The organism is Paracoccus indicus (assembly GCF_003056335.1).
Lineage (GTDB): Bacteria > Pseudomonadota > Alphaproteobacteria > Rhodobacterales > Rhodobacteraceae > Paracoccus > Paracoccus indicus.
The window spans coordinates 377538-399449 of sequence record NZ_PYWA01000002.1 but is presented as its reverse complement, the minus strand read 5'-3'; the positions used below and the strand labels follow the sequence as shown (position 1 = coordinate 399449).

Here is a 21912-nt window from a genome sequence, read left to right as displayed (position 1 = left end):
CAAGGGCCCCATCGGGGCCCTTTCAATTCGGCGATCAGCCGCCCGCGATGATCCGCACGTAATTGCGGGTTTCGCGATAGGGCGGGATGCCGCCGTATTTCTGCACCGCCCCCGGCCCGGCGTTATAGGCCGCCAGCGCCAGGTTCCAATTGCCGAACTGATTATACATCATCCGCAGATAGCGCGCACCGCCGTTCAGGTTCTGGACCGGATCGGCAGGGTTCACGCCCAGCTTGGCCGCCGTTCCCGGCATCAGCTGCGCCAGGCCCATCGCGCCCTTATGGGACTTGGCATTGGGGTTCCAGCCCGATTCCTGCTGGACCAGCCGCAGGAACAGATCCTCGGGGATGCCGTTCTTCTGGGCCGCCGCGCGGGCATGGGGCAGATAGGCCGTCCGGCGGCCGGTATAGCGCGGGATGCGGACGGGTTCCTCGGGGACCAACGCGTTGCGCGCGGCGCCACCGGGCTGCAGTCTGGCCGAGCGTTGGTATTGCGTCGACAACCGCGAATCCATCAGGCGGGTCTGTCGGGCGAATTGATCAGCGCGGGATTTGGAGGAACTGCCCGACAGGCGCAGCCCCTCGGCCATGGCGGGCACCGCGGTGGCACTGATCAGTGCCACGCAAAGTGCCGCCGTCACAGAATGTCTGATCCGCATGTATCGGCCCCTCGTTGGTGTCGGCTTTGACGATTGCCGGTTTTGGCGATGATCATACACGAAAATCCGGCAGGTGCCACCATGCTTGCCCGATCCGCGCACGGCCTTCGGCAGCATCCCGCCCCGGTGCGTGCGGGCGAACCGCTTGCAGGCGATGGCCGCCCTGCGATAGACCCCTTTGAACCCATAGAGACATCACCAAGGAATTCCGTCATGGCAGGCAGCGTCAACAAGGTCATCCTGATCGGCAATCTGGGCCGCGACCCGGAAATCCGCAGCTTCCAGAACGGCGGCAAGGTCGCCAATCTGCGCATCGCCACCTCCGAGCAGTGGAAGGACCGCAACACCGGCGAACGCCGCGAGCGGACCGAGTGGCATACCGTCTCGATCATGTCCGAGGGCTTGGTGAACGTGGTCGAGCGTTTCCTGAAGAAGGGCAGCAAGGTCTATATCGAAGGCCAGCTGGAAACCCGCAAATGGCAGGACCAGTCGGGCGCCGACAAGTACAGCACCGAGATCGTGCTGCGCGGCTTCAACGGCACGCTGCAGATGCTGGATGGCCGCGGTGAAGGCGGCGGCGGCATGGGTGGCGGCAGCATGGGCGGCGGTCGGGACCAAGGCGGCTATGACAGCTATGGCTCGGGTCCTTCGGGCGGGTCGCAGGGCGGCGGATCGCAGGGCGGCGGTCGCCCCGATTACGACGACGAGATCCCGTTCTGATCACCGCCACCACGGCGATTCGATTTCGGCAAGGGCGGCCCTCGGGGTCGCCCTTCGTCATTGGGGCGCATCGAAATATTGCCGCCCGCCGGGGTCCGACGCATGACAGTTGCGCGACAGGGGCAATGTCTTTGCAAATGATCCTGCGCTTGCATCGCGTCACGGAAGGCGCTTTCTGATCGCCAATCTTCACGCAGATTCACCCTGAGAAGGCACAGCCGATGGCACTGACACTGACGGAAATGACCGCCCCCGAAGGCTTCGAACAGCTGGTTCTGGCCGAGGATCCCGACGTTGGGCTGCGGGCGCTGATCTGCGTGCATTCGACGGTTCTGGGCCCTGCGGCAGGCGGCTGCCGGATGTGGCCCTATGCCGATGATGCAGAGGCCATCCACGACGTGACGCGGCTGGCCCGTGGCATGACCTACAAGAACGCCATGGCCGATCTGGGCCTGGGCGGCGGCAAGTCGGTCATCATCGGCGATGCGCGCCGCGACAAGACGCCTGATCTGATGCAGGCCTTCGGTCGCGCCGTCGATACGCTGGCCGGTCGGTATTACACCGCCGAGGATGTGGGCATCTCGCCCGAGGACATGGCGCATGCGGCCAGCCAGACGCCTTACGCGGTGGGCCTGTCGGGCGCATCGGGCGACCCCTCGCCCTGGACCGCCGAAGGCGTCTTCCGCTGTCTTAAGGTCGGGGCAAGCCATGTCTTCGGAACCGAGGATCTGACCGACCGCCGCGTGCTGGTCCAGGGGCTTGGCCACGTCGGCATGTCGCTGGCCGAAAAGCTGCATGCCGCGGGGGCGCGTCTGATCGTCAGCGATATCAACCAGGCAACGCTGGAGGACGCGCAGACACGTCTTGGCGCGACCGTCTGTGCCACCGATCAGGTCTTCGAGCAACCGATGGACATCTTCGCCCCCTGCGCCCTGGGTGGCGTACTGACCCCGGAAAGCGTCGCGCAACTGCAGGCGCGTCTGATCTGCGGCGCCGCCAACAACCAGCTTGCCGATGATACCGTGGCCCAGATCCTGGCCGACCGCCAGATCACCTATCTGCCCGATTACGTGGTGAACGCCGGTGGCATCATCAGCGTCGCAAGCGAGATCCACGGCAAGCCCGACGCCTGGCGCCTCGAACGCCTGATCGCCATCGCGGGTCGGGTCGACCAGATGCTGACGCGCGCCCGGGCCGAGGATCGTCTGATCCCGCAGATCGCCGACCATATGGTCCACGAGATGCTGACCGGCCGCAAGGCCGCCTGAGCCGACCTCGGTGGCGGAACCGGACGGCAAGGCCGTCCAGCGCCGCCGTTCCCCTCAATGGGGGACGGCGGCGCTTGCCTGTTCAGATCAGCGGGCGTCCTTCAGGACCTGCGCCAATGGGCCGGCCTGCACCGCATCGCTGACGAAGGCGTCGCCGATGCCACGTGCCAAGACGAAGCGCAGCTGGCCGTCCACGACCTTCTTGTCCTGCCCCATCAGGTCGATCAGGGCCGCATCATCCGGCAGATTGCCCGGAATATCCGACAGCCGCGCGGGCATGCCCATCGCGCGCAGGTGTTCCAACACACGGCTCGGGTCCTCCTGGCTGCACAGGCCCATCCGCGCCGACAGATCGAAGGCCAGCGCGCAGCCGATCGCCACGCCCTCGCCGTGCAGCAGGCGGTCGGAATAGCCTGTGGCCTGTTCCAGCGCATGCCCGAAGGTATGGCCAAGGTTCAGCAGCGCACGCTCGCCTTGCTCGGTCTCGTCGCGGGTCACGATGCCCGCCTTCATGGCGACCGAATGGGCCACCGCATGCTGGCGCAGTTCGGGGTCGTCGCGCAATGCGGTCGCATTGGTCTCCAGCCAGCCGAAGAAACTCGCATCGCCAAGCAGCCCGTATTTCACCACCTCGCCATAGCCCGCCAGGAAGTCGCGATCCCTCAGCGTCTCCAGCACGGAAATATCGGCCAGCACCAGCGAGGGCTGGTGGAAGGCGCCGATCAGGTTCTTGCCTTGGGCGCTGTTGATGCCGGTCTTGCCGCCCACGCTGCTGTCGACCTGCGCCAGAAGCGTGGTCGGAAGCTGCACGAAGCGCACGCCGCGGCGCAGGATGGCCGCCGCAAAACCCACCAGATCGCCGATGACACCGCCACCCAGGGCCAGCACGACATCGCGACGCTCGACCTTCTGTTCCAGCAGCCATTCGACGCAGCGGGTCAGATGCGGCCAGCTTTTCGTCGCCTCGCCCGCAGGCAGGACCAGCGCCTCATGGGCGATGCCCTCTCCCTTCAGCGCGGCCTTCAGCGGTTCCAGATGCAGCGCCGCGACGTTTTCGTCGGTGACGATGACCACGCGGGGTCGGGCCAGCAGGGGCGCAATCTCGGCCCCTGCGCGGCCGATCAGCCCGGTGCCGATGCGCACGTCATAGGCGCGATCGCCAAGGGGGACATGGACGGTGACGGGCTGGGTCATGGCGTATCCTCGATCAGGGTGGGGTCGGTGGCGCGCAGCTGCGCGATCAGCCGGTCGGTCGAGGTCTCGATGCTGTCGCCGGGCTGGGACATGAACTCGACCTCGGCCTGGGCATAGAGGGGGGCCCGTTCGGCCAGCAACGCCAGCAGCGTGCCCTTGGGGTCGGCGGTCTTCAGCAACGGCCTCGTGCTGCGCTGGCGCACGCGGTGCCACAGCAGTTCAGGCGGACAGTTCAGCCAGACCGAGATGCCGCGCGCCGCGATCGCCGTCCGGTTTGCGGGCCGAAGCCATGCGCCCCCTCCGGTCGAGATGACGCCCGGAGGCCCCGCCAGCAGCCGCGTCAGAACCTGGCTTTCGCGGTCGCGGAAGAAGCTTTCGCCGTCGCGGGCGAAGATCTCGCTGATGGACATGGCCGCGGCGGATTCGATCTCGGCGTCGGAATCGGTGAAGGGCACGCGCAATCGTCGGGCCAGTTCGGTCCCCACGGCCGTCTTTCCGGCCCCCATCATTCCGATCAGCACGATATGGCGCGCAATCCGCTTGGTCATCAAAGCCCCCGTCAATCGGGTGACTGAATGACGTGATCTTTCGGAAATTGCCATATATATTCGGGACAAGCCGGCGTAGAACCGGCCCGAGCCAAATAAGACACGGTCGAGCAAAGGCGAATTCGATGCGGAAGATCAAGATACTGGTGGTGCTGATTCTGGCGGGGCTGATCGGCCTTGCGGGTTATGCCTACCTGGGGAACATGGACCCCAACCGGACCGAGACCCGCACCCAGCTGCAACTGGGCGCGCAGGACGACACGGCCGAGCCTGCCGCCGATTCTGCCGCCGACCCTGCCGGTGAGTGACCCCGGCCCTGCCCCGCGCCACCTTCTGGCGTTGCTCTTGACCGGCTGCCTGATGGCGCAGCCGCTGGCGGCGCAGCAGCCGCTCTCGGCCAGCGACTGGCTTTCGGGCAGCGTGCGCGGACCGCAGCGCGAAAGTTCGGCCTGGCGGCCGGGGGACGGCAGCAGGCGCCCGGACCGCAAGGGTCAGCCAAGCAAGCGTGCGGTCGCCGAAAGCGGCGCGGTCGGTCCCGTGCAGGTCACGCGGCTGGACCAGACGAACCCCGACCATACCGGCACCCAGAGCGCGCGCCGCGCGGGCCTGCCCCCCGATCTGTGGCAGGGCAGCGATCCTGCCGCCTTGGCCCAGCAGGTGCTGACCACCCCCGCCCGCCTGCCCGCCATGCAGGGCCTGATGCGGCGCATCCTGACCGCTCAGCTGACCCCGCCCGAATGGACGCCCGATCAGGCCACGCCAGGCGCGCGCAGCACCCGTGGGCAGCTGTTCCTGGCGCGAGTGGACCGGCTTCTGGACATGGGTGCGCTGCAACCGGCGCAAGGCCTTCTGGCCGCCGCCGGTCCGGGCGAGCCCGAGATCTTTCGCCGGATGTTCGACATCGCCCTGCTGGAAGGTGACGAATCGGGTGCTTGCGCCATCATGGACAACACCCCCGGCATCGCGCCCAGCTTCACGGCGCGGATCTTCTGTCTGGCGCAGACCGGCGATTGGGCTGCGGCCGCCGTCAGCCTGCATGGCGCCGAGGCGCTTGGCCTGATCGACGAACGCCGCGCGGTCCTGCTGACGCATTTCCTGGATGATGCCTTCGTGGACAGCGAACAGCTGCTGGCCCCGACCGACCGGATGACCCCGATCGAGTTTCGCATCCACGAGGCGATCGGCCAGCCCCTGCCCACGACGCCCCTGCCCGTGGCCTTCGCGCAATCGGACCTGCGGCTGAGCAGCGGCTTCAAGGCGCGTGTCGAGGCCGCCGAACGTTTGGTCCGCGCCGGTGCGCTTTCGCATCAACAGCTGCGCAGCATCTATTCCGAACAGCGGCCCGCGGCTTCGGGAGGGGTCTGGGAACGCGCGGGCGTGATGCGCACGCTGGAGGCCGCGCTGGCCAGCGGCGATCTGCGCCAGGCCCTGCCCCGCGCCTTCGACGAATTTCGCCGCGCCGACATGGCCGACCTGCTGGCCGGCATGGTCGCGCAGGATCTGCCCGAGAGCAAGGACGAAGAAACCGCCCGCATCACCGCCCTGCTGCAGGCGTGGCAGGGGCTGCGACCGCTGCCCGAAGGCGTCGAACCGTTGGAGGCCCTGCCCGTCCCAGATGCGCCCGCCACCGCCAAGGGCGAGGCGCTGATGACCGCAATGACCGACATCGACGCGGCACTGGAGGGCGATCTGGCCCGCGCCGCGCGGGGTGTTGTCATGATGCGCGCGCTTGGGCTGACGCAGGACGCCGATCTGGCGGCGGCGCAGATCGCGCTTCTGCCCGAATTCTCGGGGGAGGCGGGATGAGCGATCATCGCGCCATTTCCGACTTTCTGGACGCGCAGGCGGCCGAGGCCGGGGCCGCGCGCAACACCCTGCTGGCCTATGGACGCGACCTGCGCGACCTGTCGGACTGGCTGGCCAACCAGCGGTTGTCGCTGGCCAATCTGACCCGCGAGCAGGTCGAGGATTACCTGACCCATTGCGATGCCCAGGGGTTGTCTCGCGCCACCCGCGCCCGCCGCCTGTCGGCCATCCGCCAGTTCACCCGCTTCGCGCTGGAAGAAGGCTGGCGCACCGATGATCCGGCGCTGCGCATTTCCGGCCCGGGTCGCGCCAAGCGCCTGCCCAAGACGCTGGACCGCGCCGAGGTCGAGGCGCTGCTGGAGGCCGCAGGCCGCATCGGGCGCACGGAGACCGACCGCGCCCGCAACCTCTGCCTGATCGAATTGCTCTATGCGACCGGCCTGCGGGCCACCGAACTGGTGTCCCTTCCGGTGGCGGGCTGTCGCGGCGATCCGGCGGTGCTGGTCGTCAAGGGCAAGGGCGGCAAGGACCGGATGGTGCCGCTCAGCACCCCCGCCCGCGCGGCGCTGCGCGAATGGATCACCCTGCGCGATGCCGCCCCGCACGGCAGCGCCCTTCACCGCATGCTGCAGGGGCCGGGTGCCCGCTGGCTGTTCCCCGCCATCGGCGCCGAGGGTCACATGCCCCGCCAGAGCCTGTCGCGCCTGCTGGCCAACATGGCGATCGAAGCGGGCATACCCCCCGCCCGCGTCACGCCGCATGTCATCCGCCATGCCTTCGCGACCCATCTGCTGGAAGGCGGCGCCGATCTGCGCAGCATCCAGATGCTGCTGGGCCATGCCGATCTTGGCACGACCGAGATCTATACCCATGTGCTGGACGCGCGAATGCGCGATCTTGTTCTGAACCATCACCCGCTGGCGCAAGTTGCCAACGAAAGCCGCAAGACCGGCGATCCCTCAACCTGATCTGGACCCATGGACGATCCTTCAAGTACCTTCGACGCCGCCCTGTGGCTGACCGCCGCCGCCATCATCGTGCTTCTGGCGATGTCGGCCTTCTTCTCGGGCTCGGAAACCGCGCTGACGGCGGCAAGCCGGGCCAAGCTGCGGTCCCGCGCGGACAAGGGCGACACCGGTGCGCAGGCCGCCATCGCGGTGTCATCGGACAGCGAACGCCTGATCGGCGCCATCCTGCTGGGCAACAACGTCGTCAACATCCTGTCGGCCAGCCTTGCGACCGCGCTCTTCACCCGCATCCTGGGCGGCAGCGGCGTCGCCATCGCCACCATCGTGATGACCGTTCTGGTGCTGATCTTCTCCGAGGTGATGCCCAAGACCTATGCCATCTCGGCCCCTGAGAAAGTCGCAAGCCTTGTCGCGCGGCCCATCCGGTTGATCACCGTGATCCTGTCGCCCGTCGTCACCGTGGTGCGTCTGATCGTGCGCGGCATGCTGAGCATCTTCGGCCTGAAGACCGATCCCAGCTCGCATATGTTCTCGATCGAGGAGGAGATCGCGGGCGCCCTGTCCATCGGCCACGCGCAGGGGGCGGTCCACAAGGAGGACCGCGATCGCCTGCTGGGCGCGCTGGACCTGGGCAACCGCACCGTCGAGGAGATCATGCTGCATCGAAGCGAGATCCAGATGATCGACGCCGATCTGCCGCCCGAAAAGATCCTGGACACCATCCTGGCCAGCCCGCACACCCGCCTGCCCGTCTATCGCGACGAACGCGAGAATGTCGTGGGCGTCGTCCATGCCAAGGACCTGCTGCGCGCCGTGAACCGCGCCGTGCGCGAGGCGGGCGATCCGACCGCGGCCGCGCGTTTCGACATCATGTCGGTCGTCATGTCGCCCTATTTCGTGCCGGAAACCAGCGCGCTGGACGAACAGATGCGCGAATTCCTGAAGCGCCGGACCCATTTCGCCTTGGTCGTGGACGAATACGGGTCCCTGCGCGGGTTGATCACACTCGAGGACATCCTAGAGGAAATCGTCGGAGAGATCGCCGACGAGCACGACACCGAGGCGGATCAGACCCTGAAACCCAACGCGCAGGGCGATTACCTGGTCGAGGGCGGGATGACCATCCGCGACCTGAACCGTCAGCTGGACTGGAACCTGCCGGACGAGGAAGCAAACACCATCGCGGGCCTTGTCATCCACATGGCGCAGTCGATTCCCGAACAGGGACAGGTCTTCTCGTTCCACGGATACCGTTTCGAGGTCGTCACCCGACGTGAAAATCGTATCACCCGGTTGCGCATACGACCATTGGTCGGCCCTCGCGGGGCCGAAACTTAGGTCGCGCCGCAGGCCGCGCGGCTTGCAACCGCGCGACTTCACCCCTAACACAAGCCCATCAATTTCAGCCGCAAGGGATCGTCATGGACATTGCCGAACGCCGCACCGCCAACCCCGACCACTGGAACCTGGCCAGCGCGATCCGCGTCCTGTCCATGGACGCGGTCGAGGCCGCAAATTCCGGCCATCCCGGCATGCCCATGGGCATGGCCGATGTTGCCACGGTCCTGTTCAGGAACCATCTGAAGTTCGACGCCTCGGCGCCGCATTGGTTCGACCGCGACCGCTTCATTCTGTCGGCGGGCCACGGCTCGATGCTGATCTATTCGCTGCTGCATCTGACCGGCTACGAACAGATGACGCTGGATCAGGTCCGCAACTTCCGCCAGATGGGCTCGATCACCGCAGGCCACCCCGAATACGGCCATGTCGAAGGCGTCGAGACGACGACCGGCCCCCTGGGTCAGGGCATCGCCACCGCCGTCGGCTTCGCCATCGCCGAAGAAGCGATGCGCGCCGAATACGGGTCCTCGCTGTGTGATCACCGCACCTGGGTCATCGCGGGCGACGGCTGCCTGATGGAAGGCATCAGCCAAGAGGCCATCGCCTTGGCCGGTCACCAGAAGCTGGGCCGCCTGATCGTCATGTGGGACAACAACGACATCACCATCGACGGTCGTGTCAGCCTGTCGGATTCGACCGATCAGCACGCCCGCTTTGCCGCCGCCGGATGGCGCGTCCTGTCTTGCGACGGCCATGACGCCGCCGACATCGACCGCGCCCTGACCGAGGCCGCCAAGGACGACGGTCGCCCGGTCCTGATCGACTGCAAGACCATCATCGGCTTCGGCGCGCCCAACAAGGCCGACACCAACAAGGCCCACGGCTCGCCCCTGGGCAAGGATGAGATCACCGCGACCCGTGCCGCCTATGGCTGGGACGCCGAGCCCTTCCAGATCCCCGATGCGATCATGACCGAATGGCGCAAGATCGGTCAGCGCGGTGCCGAGGAACGCAAGGCCTGGAACGACCGCGTCGATGCGCTGTCCGCCGACCACCGCGAGGAATTCGCCCGTCGCATCGGGACCGACACCAACCCGTCGCTGGAAAAGATCATCGCCGACTTCAAGGCGAAGACGCTCGAGGAAAAGCCCAAGCTGGCGACCCGCAAGTCCAGCGAGAACGTGCTGGGCGTGCTGAACGCGGGCATGCCGGAAAACTTCGGCGGCTCGGCCGATCTGACCGGCTCGAACAACACCAAGACCAGCGATCAGGGCGTCTTCAGCGCCGATGACCGCATGGGCCGCTACCTGCATTACGGCATCCGCGAACACGGCATGGCCGCCGCGATGAACGGCATCTGTCTGCACGGCGGCTTCCGCCCCTATGGCGGCACCTTCATGACCTTCACCGACTATGCCCGCGGCGCGATGCGTCTGTCGGCGCTGATGGGTGTGCCGGTCGTCTATGTCATGACCCATGACAGCATCGGTCTGGGCGAGGACGGCCCGACCCACCAGCCGGTCGAACATCTGGCCATCTGCCGCGCGACACCGAACACGCTGGTCCTGCGTCCCTGCGACCAGATCGAGACCGCCGAGGCCTGGGAGATCGCCCTGTCGCAGGACAGCACGCCCTCGGTCATGGCGCTGTCGCGTCAGAACCTGCCGACCCTGCGTCAGGACGGCGGCGAGAACCTGTCCGCCAAGGGCGCCTATGTCCTGCGCGAGGCCGTCGGCGGTGCGCCCAAGGCCGTGCTGATGGCCTCGGGCTCCGAGGTCGAGATCGCCGTTGCAGCCCGCGAGGCGCTGGAGGATGCAGGCATCCCGACCCGCGTCGTTTCGGTTCCCTCGATGGAGTTGTTTCGCGACCAGCCCGCAGCCTATCGCGAGGAAGTGCTGCCCGCGCAGACCGTCCGCGTGGCCATCGAGGCCGCCGTTCGCCAGCCCTGGGACTGGCTGCTGCTGGGCGAGCGGGGTCAGGAGGCCAAATCGGCCTTCGTCGGCATGGAAGGTTTCGGCGCGTCGGGCCCCGCGCCCGAGCTTTACAAGCATTTCGGCATCACCGCCGAAAACGTCGTCGAGCGCGTCAAAGGCATGCTGTGACGCGACTTTCCGCCTCCGGCGGGGGTATTTGGACAACCGAGAAGCCTGCGCTTCCGGCTTGTCCGGATACCCGTGATCTTTCACGCTGATGCGGGTGCTTGCGCGCGCATCAGCGCTGATGGGACGCGAAAGGGACGGGTTGCGGCAACCGCGATCCGACCACGCGCGGGGCATCGCCCTGCTGCTGGCGGCCATCCTAGGCTTCACGCTGATGGATGCGACGGCCAAGCATCTGACCCAAAGCTATCATCCCGCCCAGGTCATCTGGATGCGCTTTGTCGGCAACCTGCTGATCTTCGCGGCGATCTTCCGGCATCGCATGGTGCCTTTGATGCGCACGCGGCAGCCTGCCATGCAGTTGGGGCGGGCGCTGATGCAGTTGGGCTCGGTCGGGCTGTTCTTTACGTCACTGCAATACATCGGATTGGCCGAGGCGACGGCGATCATGGATCTGAACCCTGTTCTTATCACGCTTGGGGCGGCCCTGTTTCTGGGCGAATCCATCGGCCCGAGGCGCGTCGCCGGGATCGTGGTGGCCCTGATCGGTGCGCTGATCATCATTCGGCCCGGGCTTGGCGTCTTTCAGCCAGCGGCCCTGTTGCCCTTGGCGGGGGCCTGCACATTCGCGGCCGGGGCGCTTCTGACGCGGATCGTGCGGGCGGATTCGGTGGCGACCTCGGTCATGTGGTCGGCAGTGGTGGGCACCACCATCACCAGCCTGATCGTGCCCTTCTTCTGGCAGCCGATCGCCGCGGGCGACATCTGGGCATTCGTCCTGCTGGGCATCTTCGGCACCGCCAGCCAGTACCTGCTGGTCCGCGCCTTCAGCGCTGCTGAGGCGGGGGTTCTGGCGCCCTTCGGCTATACCGGTCTGATCTGGGCAGGGGTCTGGGGCTGGTTGTTCTTCGGTCAGTTGCCCGACGGCTGGACCATCGCGGGGGCGGCGATTATCGTGACGGCCGGTCTTTATGTCTGGTCCCGCGAGGCCCGTATCACAAAGGAGGCGTGATGCCGGACGACAAACCCGCGCTGGTGGATCGCATCGGAAACGCGGCCTTTCTGGCCATTATGGGGCTGGCCCGCCTGCTGCCCTATGAGCGTCGCATCCCCACGATTGGCTGGGTGTTTTCGCATCTGATCGCACCCGTGGCGGGCTGGCGGCGGCGCATCCGCGACAACCTGCGCCTTGCCCGCCCCGACCTGTCCGATGCCGAGGTCGAGGATCTGGTCCGCCGCGTTCCCGACAATGCCGGTCGTTCGCTGGCCGAGATCTACTCCGGCGATCAGTTTACCGCCCGCATCCATCAGGCCGATCCGCTTGAAGGGCCCGGCCTTTCCGATCTGGAGAACGCCTTCGAAACCGGGCGGCCCGTCATTCTGGGTTGCGCGCATTTCGGGAATTACGACGCGATGCGGGCGGCACTGTCGGGACGCGGCTGGCCGGTCGGCGCGCTTTATCGCCCCATGAACAACGAGGCCTTCAACCGCCATTACGTCCCAGCCATCACCGCCATCGCCGAGCCGGTTTTTCCGCGGGGCCGCTCCGGGCTGGCCGCGATGCTGCGGTTCCTGCGGGGCGGCGGCTGGCTGGCGCTTGGCTTCGACCAATTCGCCCATGACGGGGCCGAGCTGCGGTTCTTTGATCTGCCCTCGCGCACGGTGCTGACGCCTGCGGAACTGGCCAAACGATACGAGGCCCTGCTGGTCCCCATTGCCGCGATCCGGCAGCCTGATGGCCTCAGCTTTAGTGTTCATGTCGGCGCGCCCATCGAACATGACGAACCACGCCGGATGATGCAGGCGCTGAACGACGATCTGGAACAGCTTGTCCGGCAGCACATGGACCAGTGGTTCTGGATCCACCGCCGCTGGAAGCGCTGACACGACAAAGGCCCGGGGTTTCCCCCGGGCCTTTTCGTTCATCCCGTCCGGTGATCAGACCGCCTTGGCGGCCAGATCGGCGGCGGCGCCTTCGCGGCGCGCGCGCAGTTCCTCGGCCACCAGGAAGGCCAGTTCCAGCGACTGGCTGGCGTTCAGGCGCGGATCGCAAGCGGTGTGATAGCGATCCGACAGGTCCTCATCGGTGACGGCGCGAACGCCGCCGGTGCATTCGGTCACATCCTTGCCGGTCATCTCGAAATGCACGCCGCCGGGGATCGTGCCCTCGGCCTTGTGGATGGCGAAGAATTCGCGGACCTCGCGCAGGATCGAATCGAAGGCGCGGGTCTTGTAGCCGGTCGAGGACTTGATGACGTTGCCGTGCATCGGGTCGCAGGACCAGACGACATTCGCGCCCTCTTCCTGAACGGCCTGGACCAGGCGCGGCAGGTGATCGCCGACCTTGCCGGCGCCGAAGCGCGCGATCAGGGTCAGGCGGCCCGCCTCGTTTTCGGGGTTCAGCTTGGCCATCAGCACCTTCAGGTCCTCGGCGGTGGTCGAGGGACCGCATTTCAGGCCGATCGGGTTCTGCACGCCGCGGCAGAATTCGACATGCGCCCCGTCGGGCTGACGGGTGCGGTCGCCGATCCAGATCATGTGACCCGAACCCGCCACCGGCAGACCCGAGGTCGAATCGACCCGTGCCAGCGCCTCTTCGTATTCCAGAAGCAGGGCCTCGTGGCTGGTGTAGAAATCGACCTTGGACAGCTGATGCGCCGTGTCCGAATTCACGCCCGCCGCCTGCATGAAGGCCATCGCATCGCTGATGCGGCCCGCGATCTCGCGGTATTTGGCAGCTTCGGGGCCACCGACGAAATCGGCGATCCAGCTCTGGACGCGGTGCATGTCCGCGAAGCCGCCGGTCGAGAAGGCCCGAAGCAGGTTCAGCGAGGCCGCGGCTTGGGTATAGGCCGACAGCATGCGCTGCGGATCGGGGATGCGGGCCTCGGCGGTGAAGTCGAAGCCGTTGATGATGTCGCCGCGATAGCTGGGCAACTCGGTCCCGCCGATGGTCTCGGTCGGGGCGCTGCGCGGCTTGGCGAACTGGCCCGCCATGCGACCGACCTTGACCACGGGCATTTGCGCGCCCCAAGTCAGAACGACGGCCATCTGCAGGATCACCTTGAAGGTGTCGCGCAGGTTGTCGGCGCTGAATTCGCCGAAGCTTTCGGCGCAATCGCCGCCCTGCAGCAGGAAGCCGCGCCCTGCGGCCACATCGGCCAACTGTGATTTCAGGCGGCGCGCCTCGCCGGCGAAGACCAGCGGGGGATAGCGGCGCAGTTGCGATTCGACCGCCTCCAATGCGGCGGGATCAAGATAATCCGGCATCTGGACGCGCGGATAGGCACGCCAGCCGGCCTTGTCCCAGCTTTGGGTGGCGGCGGTCTTGCGGATATCCTGCGTCATGTCCTGCGCTCCTTGGAAAAATGGTCGGATTTGTATAGTCGCAATGACCGGTCAGGGAAAGACCCTGCCGTCCGCTTCATCAGCCTTTCGGGGGATGGCGCACGAACGCTTGCCGTGGCGGCTAATCCCTGTTTGGGTGAGCGGCGAAATCCCTTGCGAAGACAAGCCCATGGCAACCGACAAACCGCGCCGCTTCACCTTCCTGCTGCTGGACCGTTTCACCATGCTGCCCTTTACCGCCGCGATCGAGCCGCTGCGGCTGGCGAACCGCGCCGCAGGGGCGACGCTCTACGACTGGCGGCTGGTGGGGGCGCGGGGCGACATGTCGGTCTGTTCCAACGGCGCGCGGGTCGTGCTGGACGGGGGGCTGGAGGGCGATGCCCCGCCGCCGGGCCGGGACGAGGTCGTGATCGTCTGCGGCGGCACCGAGATCGCACGCGAAGCCACGCGCCCCGTTCTGGCATGGCTGCGCAGGCAGGCGCGTGGGGGTGCTTCCATGGGGGCGGTCTGCACGGGCGCATGGATCCTGGCCGAGGCGGGTCTGCTGGACGGGCGCAAGGCCACGATCCACTGGGAAAACCACGACGGTTTTGCCGAGGCCTTCCCCGAGGTCGATCTGTTCCGCTCCGTCTTCGTGCATGACGGCAACCGGCTGACAGCGGCGGGCGGGACCAGTTCCATCGATCTGATCCTGCATCTGATCGCCGAGGCGCATGGCGATGCCCTTGCCGCCGACGTGGCCGACCAGATGCTGCACACCGCCATCCGCACCGAACAGGACCGCCAGCGCCTGTCGATCCCGACCCGCATCGGCGTGCGCCATCCCCGCCTTGCCGCCGTCATCGCGCGGATGGAGGCGAACCTTGAAGACCCGATCAGCCCCGCGCAGCTTGCGCTGGACGCCGGCATGTCCACCCGCCAGCTGGAGCGGCTGTTCCGGCGATACCTGAACCGCAGCCCCAAGCGATACTACATGGAGACGCGACTGGCCCGCGCCCGCAACCTGCTGATGCAGACCGAGATGTCGATCATCGAGATCGCGCTGGCCTCGGGGTTTTCCAGCCCCTCGCATTTCTCGAAATGCTACCGCGCGCAATATGGCAGCACGCCCTATCGCGAACGGGGGACATCCTCGGTTCCTGTGGTCTAGGACAGCCCGACCAGCGCGCGGGCGAAGTCCCGCGCGTCGAAGGCATCCAGATCGTCGATCTGTTCGCCCACACCAATGGCATGGATCGGCAGGCCGAAGCGGTCGGCCAGCGCCACCAGCACGCCACCGCGCGCGGTCCCGTCCAGCTTGGTCATCACCAACCCCGAGACATCGGCCAGCTTGCGGAAGGTCTCGACCTGGTTCAGCGCGTTCTGGCCGGTCGTGGCGTCCAGCACCAGCAGGGTGTTGTGCGGCGCCTCGGGGTCCTTCTTGCGGATGACGCGGACGATCTTGGCCAGCTCCTCCATCAGGTCCTGGCGGTTCTGCAGGCGTCCGGCGGTGTCGATCATCAGAAGGTCTGCGCCATCGGCCTCGGCCTTGGTCATCGCGTCCCAGGCCAGGCTGGCGGGATCGCTGCCGTGGGGCGCGACCATGACCGGCACGCCCGCACGGTCGCCCCAGACCTGCAGTTGTTCGACCGCCGCCGCGCGGAAGGTATCGCCCGCCGCGATGACCACGGATTTCCCCGCCGCCCGGAACTGGCTGGCCAGCTTGCCGATGGTGGTGGTCTTGCCCGCACCATTCACGCCCACGACCAGCACGACCTGCGGCTTCTTGGCATAGATCGGCAGGGGGCGGGCCACGGGGGCAAGGATGCGGGCGACCTCGGTGGCCAGCAGCTCCTTCAGCTCGGTCGAGGAGACGCGACGCCCCATGCGGCCTTCGGCGATATTGGCGCTGACCCGAAGGGCGGTTTCCACGCCCAGATCGGCCTGCACCAGCATATCCTCGAGGTCTTCCAGCATCGCGTCGTCCAGCGCGCGGCGGGGTTCTTCGGGCTGCGGGGTCCTGCCGAACAGACGCCCGACCAGACCAGGCGTGGCGCTTGGCGCAGGGGTCGGCGCGGGGGCCTCGTCGATCAGGTTTTCGACCGGCGCGGCGGCAGGTGCCGCAGGTTCCGGTGCCTCGGCAACGATCTCATCCAGATCCGAGCTGATCTTCGTCGAAGACCTGCCAAGTCGTTCGCGCAGTTTCGAGAAAAACGCCATGATCGGCCCCCTGTTTTTGCGGGGCCGACCCTAGCTGTTCGGACGGCAAAGGAAAAGCCGTCAACTTGTTGCGCCGACCGTCAGCCGCGCGCGGCCACGATCAGCGAGGCAAGCTTGAGCGTCGAGGGATCATGCCCCGGCGCGTCCTGCCCCTTCAGCAGGGGTTCCACCTTCAGCGCCAGTTCCTTGCCCAGTTCCACGCCCCATTGGTCGAAGCTGTTGATGCCCAGAATGACGCCTTCGACAAAGACGCGATGTTCGTAAAGCGCCACGATCTGGCCCAGCACATAGGGCGTCAGCTTTTCGACCAGCAGCGTCGTCGAGGGGCGGTTGCCGGGGAAGACGCGGTGACGTGCCTGGCGTTCCAATTCGGCCCCTTCCAGCCCCTTGGCTTCCATCAGGGCGCGCGCCTCGTCCAGGCTGCGGCCGCGCATCAGCGCCTCGGACTGCGCAAGGCAGTTCGCGGCCAGCAGGATGTGGTGATGCGCAAGGTCGGGTTCATGGCCCTTGGCCGCCAGAATGAACTCGCAGGGGACCGGCGTCGTGCCTTGGTGGATCAGCTGATAGAAGGCGTGCTGGCCGTTGGTGCCGGGTTCGCCCCAGACCACGGGCCCCGAAACGACCTCCAGATCGCTGCCGTCCATGGCGACGCGCTTGCCGTTCGATTCCATCTCGAGCTGCTGCAGATAGGCGGGCAGACGCAGCAGGCGGTTGTCATAGGGCAGCACCGCGCGGGTCGGATAGCCGCAGACCTGATGGTTCCAGATGCCCGTCAGCGCCAGCATCACCGGCAGGTTTTCCGCCAGCGGTGCCTTGCGGAAATGGGCGTCCATGGCCGCGCCGCCCGCCAGGAACTGATCGAAGCCCTCGTCGCCGATCGCCAGCATCAGCGACAGGCCGATCGGACCCCAAACGGAATAGCGCCCGCCGACCCAATCCTCGAACCCGAAGACACGCTCGGCCGAGATGCCGAAATCGGCGGCCTTGGCGGCGGCGGTCGACAGGGCCACGAATTGCGCGCCCGGTTCATCGACCGATGCCGCCATCCAGTCGCGGGCGGTCTTGGCGTTGGTCATTGTCTCGATGGTGGTGAAGGTTTTGGATGCGACGATCACCAGCGTCGTCGTCGGGTCCAGCCCCTTCAGCGTGTCGGCGATATCGGCGCCATCGACGTTGCTGACGAAATGCGTGCGCGGCCCGTCGTGATAGGGTGCCAGCGCCAGCACTGCCATATAGGGCCCAAGGTCGGACCCGCCGATGCCGATGTTGACGACATCGGTGATCTTGCCGCCCTGCCCCGTGAAGGCCCCGGACCGGACGTCACGCGAAAACGCGGTCATGCGGGCGTGGGTGTCGCGCACGGCGGGCATCACGTCCTGTCCGTCCACCGTCACGCTGCCCGAGAGGTTGCGCAGCGCGGTATGCAGCACGGCGCGGTCTTCAGTTTCGTTGATGCGCTGACCGGTGAACATCGCCTCGCGGCGGTCCTCGACGGCGGCGTCGCGGGCCAGGTCCAGCAGCAGGTCGCGGGCCTTGGCGTCGATGCTGGTCTTGGACCAGTCGAAGACCAGACCGTCGGCGCTGGTGCTGAAGGCCGTCGCGCGATCGGTATCCTCGGCGAACAGCGCCTCGATGCGCAGATCGCCCTGCGACCGGCGGTGGGAATTCAGAAGGGTCCAGTTGTCGGACATCATGCTCATCCTTAGTTCATTCGGCCCAATGGACGGTGGCGGCATCGAGGAAGGCGCGGATCGGCGCCTCGATCGGCGAAAGCTTCTGCGCGCGTTCCAGCGCCTCGCGCTTTTCGGGGCCCATGATCAGCACGTGGATGTTAATCGCATCGGCCAGGATCGGGCGGGTCAGGGTGATGCGCGGCTCTTCGGCGCCATCGGCGCGGATCGCCATGACGGGGGGTGCATCGGCGGCCATCGCCGCCTCGAGGTGATCGGCACCGGGGAAGAGGCTGGCGGTATGCATGTCGTTGCCCATGCCCAGCAGCGCCACGGTCAGCGGCAGATGCGGCTGCAGGCGCTGCGCCAGCCCCTCGGTCGCCATGTCGGGCGCGGCATCGCCCGTATAGAGGTCGATGTAATCCGCCGCGGCCGCCTTGTCCTTCAGCAGGTGACGGCGCAGCAGGCGGCTGTTCGACCGCTTGTGATCGCCGTCCACCCACCGTTCGTCGCCCAGAACCACGGTCACACGGCCCCAGTCGAGATCGGCGCCCGAAAGCGTCTCGAAGACCGGCGCGGGCGAGGTTCCACCCGGCACGCAGAGCGTCGCGCCATCGTGCCCGCGCAAATGCTGCGTCAGCTGCGACGACAGCTGATCGGCCAGCGACAGGGCCAGCATTTCCCGATCGGGATATTCCTTGAACTGCATGGTCATGAGCGGATCTCCCTCCAGCGGCGGTTGTCGCGGTGCATCAGGCGCAGCGCCTCCTCGGGGCCCGAGGAACCGGCGTCGTAGGGCTCGGGCTTGCGTTTGCTGTCTTCCCAGGCATTGATGATCGGATCGGTCCAGGCCCAGGCAGCCTCGACCTCGTCTCCACGCATGAACAGGGTCTGGTTGCCACGGATCACATCCATGATCAGGCGTTCATAGGCGTCGGGCATGTCGGCGCCTTCCGGCCCCAGGGCATCGGCGAATGACATGTCCAGCGGCACCTGGACCAGGCGCATGCCGCCGGGACCGGGCTCCTTGATCATCACCTTCATGTTCATGCCCTCGTTCGGCTGAAGGCGGATGACCAGCTCGTTCGCCTTGGGCGTGCCGCTGTCGTCGAAGATCGAATGCGGCGGCTCCTTGAAGGTGATCGCGATTTCGCTGGTGCGCGAGCGCAGCTTCTTGCCGGTGCGCAGGTAGAAGGGCGTGCCCTGCCAGCGCCAGTTCGAGATGCGCACCTTCATCGCGACATAGCTTTCGGTGCGCGAATCCGGATCCTCGGCATCTTCCAGATAGCCGGTGGCCCCCTCTTCGCCCTGATACTGACCGCGCACGATATCGGCGGGTTCGACAGGCTCCAGCGCGCGGATGACCTTCAGTTTCTCGTCCCGCACGGCATCGGGGTCGAAGTGATAGGGCGGCTCCATCGCGATCAGGCACAGAAGTTGCATCATGTGGTTCTGCACCATGTCGCGGATCGCGCCGGACTTGTCGTAATAGCTGCCGCGCCCGGCGACGCCGACGGTTTCGGCGACCGTGATCTGGACGTGGTCGATGAACTGGGCGTTCCACAGCGGCTCGAACAGGATATTTGCAAAGCGGACGGCCATCAGGTTCTGGACGGTTTCCTTGCCCAGATAATGGTCGATCCGATAGATCTGCTGTTCGTGGAAATGCTGGGCCAACGTGTCGTTCAGTGCCCGGGCCGAGGCCAGATCGCGGCCGAAGGGTTTTTCCACCACGATGCGGCTGTCGTCATCGGCGATGCCGTGACCGGCCAGCCGTTCCGCGATGTCGCCGAACAGCGCCGGCGCGACCGAGAAATAGAAGGCATGGACGGCACCCTTGCGCATCCGCGACTTCAGCTCCTTCCAGCCGCCTTCGCCGCGCGCGTCGATGGGGACATAGCCCAGCAGCTCAAGGAACTGCGTCAGCTGCGGATCGTCCTGTGCGACCTTGGCGAATTCGCAGATGGCCTTTGAGGCCTCGGCGCGGAAGGCATCGTCGTCCTGTTCGGTCCGAGCAGCCCCGATGATGCGGCTGGTGGCCGGGAACTGGCCCGCCCTGAAGCGCCGGAAAAGCCCCGGCAAAATCTTGCGATGCGCCAGGTCGCCCGTGGCGCCAAAGATCACGAGGTCGAAGTCTTCGACCGGAATGACACGCGAGACCATGCTGTCCTCCTTATGGGTGGCTTCCGCCATAACTCTTGTTAGCGATAACGGCAACGGCGTTCAACCGCCCACTGCCTTGGCAAGTCGCGGCAGCTTGCCTCGTTTCAACATCTGCACGGGGGTCATGTCACCCCCCATCGCGACGGCCTTGTCGCAGGCGGCGCGAACGATGCGAGTGACCGATGCGGGATCTTCGCGGAACAGGTCCAGCAGGAAGGCATCGGGGTGGATGGCCCGCAGGCCCAGCCCTGCCATCAGGCCTTGGGGAAAATCGCGCAGGTTCGCCGTGACGATCAGCGACGCCTGCCCTGCCAGCGCAGCCTCGGCGACATGGCGATCGGCGGGGTCGGGGAAATTCAGGTCGATGACCGCCTGCCCGTCATCGGGCAGGATTGCATCCGGAAAGCGCAGACGCAGCATGGCGATCTCGGCCCCGGCAACGGCGCCCGCATCGGGGCCGATCCGCAGGGCGGCACGGCGCCATTCCTCGAGGATACGTTCGGACCACAATGCCGTGAACCGCCCCTCCTGCGCCAGATCGCAGAGGATCTCGCGCAGGATGGTGGGGAACAGGACATTGGTGTCCAAAACGGCGCGCATCAATCCAGCCGGAAGAACAGCGACTTGAGGTAGCCCGTTTCCGCCAGCTGCGGCAGCGTCGGATGGTCGGGACCGGCCTGCCCCGTATGGATCAGCACGCCGCGACGACCGCCGCGCCCGATGCCCCGCGCGCTGGAGTTGCGGAAGGCCGTCAGATCGGCGGCATGCGAGCAGCTGCAGAGGCCCAGATAACCGCCCGGCGCGACCAGCGGCGCGGCCAGCTTGGCCACGCGCTCATAGGCCCGCAGGCCCGCGTCCAGCGCCGATTTCGATGGTGCGAAGGCGGGCGGGTCGCAGATGACGACATCGAATTGACGGCCCTGTTCGGCCAGCGTTTCCAGCGCCTTGAAAGCGTCCGACTGCATGGTCTCGAAGCGGTCGGCGGCACCCATCGCCTCGGCCCCACCCTGCGCCAGCTTCAGCGCGGGCGCGCTGCCGTCGACGGCGGTCGCATGGGTTGCGCCGGCTGCCAGAGCCGCAAGGCCGAAGCCGCCCACATGGCTGAAGACGTCCAGCACGGTCGCGCCCTTGGACAGGCGCTGTGCGAAGGCGTGGTTCGGGCGCTGGTCATAGAACAGACCGGTCTTCTGACCGCCCATCATGTCGGCCAGATAGATCGCACCGTTCATCGAGACCTGCACGGGCGCCTCGGGCGCATCGCCCCGCAGCACGTCCATACGCTCGGCCAGACCTTCCAGACCGCGCGCACGGCCTTGGCCATTGGCGATGACGGTCTTGATGCCCGCGACCTCGATCAAGGCGTCGGCGATCTCATTGGCCATGTTGTCGGACCAAGCGGCATTAGGCTGGATCACGGCGGCATCGCCGAAACGGTCGATGATCAGGCCCGGCAGGCCGTCGGCCTCGGCATGGACCAGGCGATAGAAGGGCTGGTCGTAAAGCCGCTCGCGCATCTCCAGCGCGCGGGACAGCTTGGCGCGCAGCCATGCCCCGTCGATCTGGGTATCGACATCCAGATCCATGACCCGCCCGATGATCTTGGACACGGGGTTCACCGTCACCAGCGCAAGGGGACGACGCTCGGCATCTTCCAGCACGGCGAAACCGCCCGCAGGCAGGGCCTTGGTGCGGCGGTCCAGCACGGCCTCATCGGCAAAGACCCATGGGAAACCGTGGCGGATGGCCTGGGGTTTCGATTTCGGACGCAGGCGCAGGACGGGCAGATCATTCATTGGAAAAAATCCTTTCGCGGGTGATCTGACACGGGACCACCCGTCGCACAAGCCGCCCCGGCCCGCCGATCCGGCGAAATCGCGCGAATTTGCGGCACAGGGGGCACGATCTGCACAGGCAGCGGTTGAACCGTTAA

The 21912-nt window shown here is 66.6% G+C and carries 20 protein-coding genes; 10 read left to right on the top strand and 10 right to left on the bottom strand.

Annotated features, from left to right (window positions below):
• Positions 1-34: 34 nt before the first annotated feature.
• Complete coding sequence (locus DDE75_RS04875) at positions 35-658, bottom strand: lytic transglycosylase domain-containing protein (protein ID WP_108501238.1); 624 nt, start codon at positions 656-658, stop codon at positions 35-37.
• 213 nt (positions 659-871) lie between these two features.
• Here DDE75_RS04875 and ssb point away from each other — a divergent pair, with 213 nt between their 5' ends.
• Both ssb and DDE75_RS04865 read left to right on the top strand, forming a co-directional pair.
• Positions 872-1378 (top strand): single-stranded DNA-binding protein, encoded by a 507-nt coding sequence (gene ssb, locus DDE75_RS04870; protein WP_108501237.1) that lies wholly within the window; start codon positions 872-874, stop codon positions 1376-1378.
• 221 nt (positions 1379-1599) lie between these two features.
• Entirely contained in the window at positions 1600-2646 is a 1047-nt protein-coding gene (locus tag DDE75_RS04865) for a Glu/Leu/Phe/Val dehydrogenase dimerization domain-containing protein (protein WP_108501236.1), read from the top strand.
• An 87-nt stretch (positions 2647-2733) separates the two neighbouring features.
• On the opposite strand, the gene aroB is transcribed toward DDE75_RS04865, so the two are convergent.
• Entirely contained in the window at positions 2734-3840 is a 1107-nt protein-coding gene (gene aroB / locus DDE75_RS04860) for a 3-dehydroquinate synthase (protein ID WP_108501235.1), read from the bottom strand.
• Positions 3837-4442: a shikimate kinase gene (locus tag DDE75_RS04855; protein ID WP_108501234.1), complete on the bottom strand. Its 606-nt coding sequence runs from the start codon at positions 4440-4442 to the stop codon at positions 3837-3839. Before DDE75_RS04855 ends, aroB begins: the two co-directional genes overlap by 4 nt.
• A gap of 71 nt (positions 4443-4513) precedes the next feature.
• Between DDE75_RS04855 and DDE75_RS04850 the strand changes: the two genes are divergently transcribed.
• The 7 genes from DDE75_RS04850 (at position 4514) to DDE75_RS04820 (ending at position 12486) form a co-directional block, all read left to right on the top strand.
• Positions 4514-4696: a hypothetical protein gene (locus DDE75_RS04850; protein WP_108501233.1), complete on the top strand. Its 183-nt coding sequence runs from the start codon at positions 4514-4516 to the stop codon at positions 4694-4696.
• Positions 4697-4748: 52 nt separating this feature from the next.
• Positions 4749-6194: a hypothetical protein gene (locus DDE75_RS04845; protein WP_108501232.1), complete on the top strand. Its 1446-nt coding sequence runs from the start codon at positions 4749-4751 to the stop codon at positions 6192-6194.
• On the top strand, positions 6191-7162 hold the full coding sequence (locus DDE75_RS04840) for a tyrosine recombinase (protein WP_108501231.1): 972 nt from the start codon (positions 6191-6193) through the stop codon (positions 7160-7162). The genes DDE75_RS04845 and DDE75_RS04840 overlap by 4 nt, the downstream gene beginning before the upstream one ends.
• A 9-nt stretch (positions 7163-7171) precedes the next feature.
• Positions 7172-8500, top strand: a complete 1329-nt coding sequence (locus DDE75_RS04835; protein WP_108501230.1) for an HlyC/CorC family transporter — start codon at positions 7172-7174, stop codon at positions 8498-8500.
• Between the two features lie 83 nt (positions 8501-8583).
• The gene (gene tkt / locus DDE75_RS04830) at positions 8584-10605 is read left to right on the top strand and encodes a transketolase (RefSeq protein WP_108501229.1); all 2022 of its coding nucleotides are present in this window, start codon (positions 8584-8586) and stop codon (positions 10603-10605) included.
• 118 nt (positions 10606-10723) lie between these two features.
• Positions 10724-11614 (top strand): DMT family transporter, encoded by an 891-nt coding sequence (locus DDE75_RS04825; RefSeq protein ID WP_108501359.1) that lies wholly within the window; start codon positions 10724-10726, stop codon positions 11612-11614.
• Positions 11614-12486 (top strand): lysophospholipid acyltransferase family protein, encoded by an 873-nt coding sequence (locus DDE75_RS04820; protein WP_108501228.1) that lies wholly within the window; start codon positions 11614-11616, stop codon positions 12484-12486. Before DDE75_RS04825 ends, DDE75_RS04820 begins: the two co-directional genes overlap by 1 nt.
• A gap of 54 nt (positions 12487-12540) precedes the next feature.
• Here the strand turns inward: DDE75_RS04820 and DDE75_RS04815 are convergent, their stop codons facing one another.
• Positions 12541-13950, bottom strand: coding sequence for a class II 3-deoxy-7-phosphoheptulonate synthase (locus tag DDE75_RS04815; protein WP_108501227.1), 1410 nt, complete (start codon positions 13948-13950; stop codon positions 12541-12543).
• Positions 13951-14119: 169 nt separating this feature from the next.
• Between DDE75_RS04815 and DDE75_RS04810 the strand changes: the two genes are divergently transcribed.
• Entirely contained in the window at positions 14120-15100 is a 981-nt protein-coding gene (locus DDE75_RS04810; protein WP_108501358.1) for a GlxA family transcriptional regulator, read from the top strand.
• Here the strand turns inward: DDE75_RS04810 and ftsY are convergent.
• The 6 genes from ftsY to DDE75_RS04780 form a co-directional block, all read right to left on the bottom strand.
• Positions 15097-16149 (bottom strand): signal recognition particle-docking protein FtsY, encoded by a 1053-nt coding sequence (gene ftsY, locus DDE75_RS04805; RefSeq protein ID WP_108501226.1) that lies wholly within the window; start codon positions 16147-16149, stop codon positions 15097-15099. The two genes, DDE75_RS04810 and ftsY, sit on opposite strands and share 4 nt — an antisense overlap.
• Before the next feature lie 80 nt (positions 16150-16229).
• Positions 16230-17840 (bottom strand): glucose-6-phosphate isomerase, encoded by a 1611-nt coding sequence (gene pgi, locus DDE75_RS04800; protein WP_108501357.1) that lies wholly within the window; start codon positions 17838-17840, stop codon positions 16230-16232.
• Between the two features lie 16 nt (positions 17841-17856).
• Positions 17857-18528 carry a 6-phosphogluconolactonase gene (gene pgl / locus DDE75_RS04795; protein ID WP_170310925.1) on the bottom strand — a complete coding sequence of 224 codons (672 nt, stop codon included), beginning with the start codon at positions 18526-18528 and terminating at the stop codon, positions 17857-17859.
• A 2-nt stretch (positions 18529-18530) separates the two neighbouring features.
• Positions 18531-19982, bottom strand: a complete 1452-nt coding sequence (gene zwf, locus DDE75_RS04790; protein WP_108501356.1) for a glucose-6-phosphate dehydrogenase — start codon at positions 19980-19982, stop codon at positions 18531-18533.
• 60 nt (positions 19983-20042) lie between these two features.
• Positions 20043-20582 (bottom strand): RSP_2648 family PIN domain-containing protein, encoded by a 540-nt coding sequence (locus DDE75_RS04785; RefSeq protein ID WP_108501224.1) that lies wholly within the window; start codon positions 20580-20582, stop codon positions 20043-20045.
• Positions 20582-21775, bottom strand: a complete 1194-nt coding sequence (locus DDE75_RS04780) for an RSP_2647 family RNA methyltransferase (RefSeq protein WP_108501223.1) — start codon at positions 21773-21775, stop codon at positions 20582-20584. Before DDE75_RS04780 ends, DDE75_RS04785 begins: the two co-directional genes overlap by 1 nt.
• Between the last annotated feature and the right edge of the window lie 137 nt (positions 21776-21912).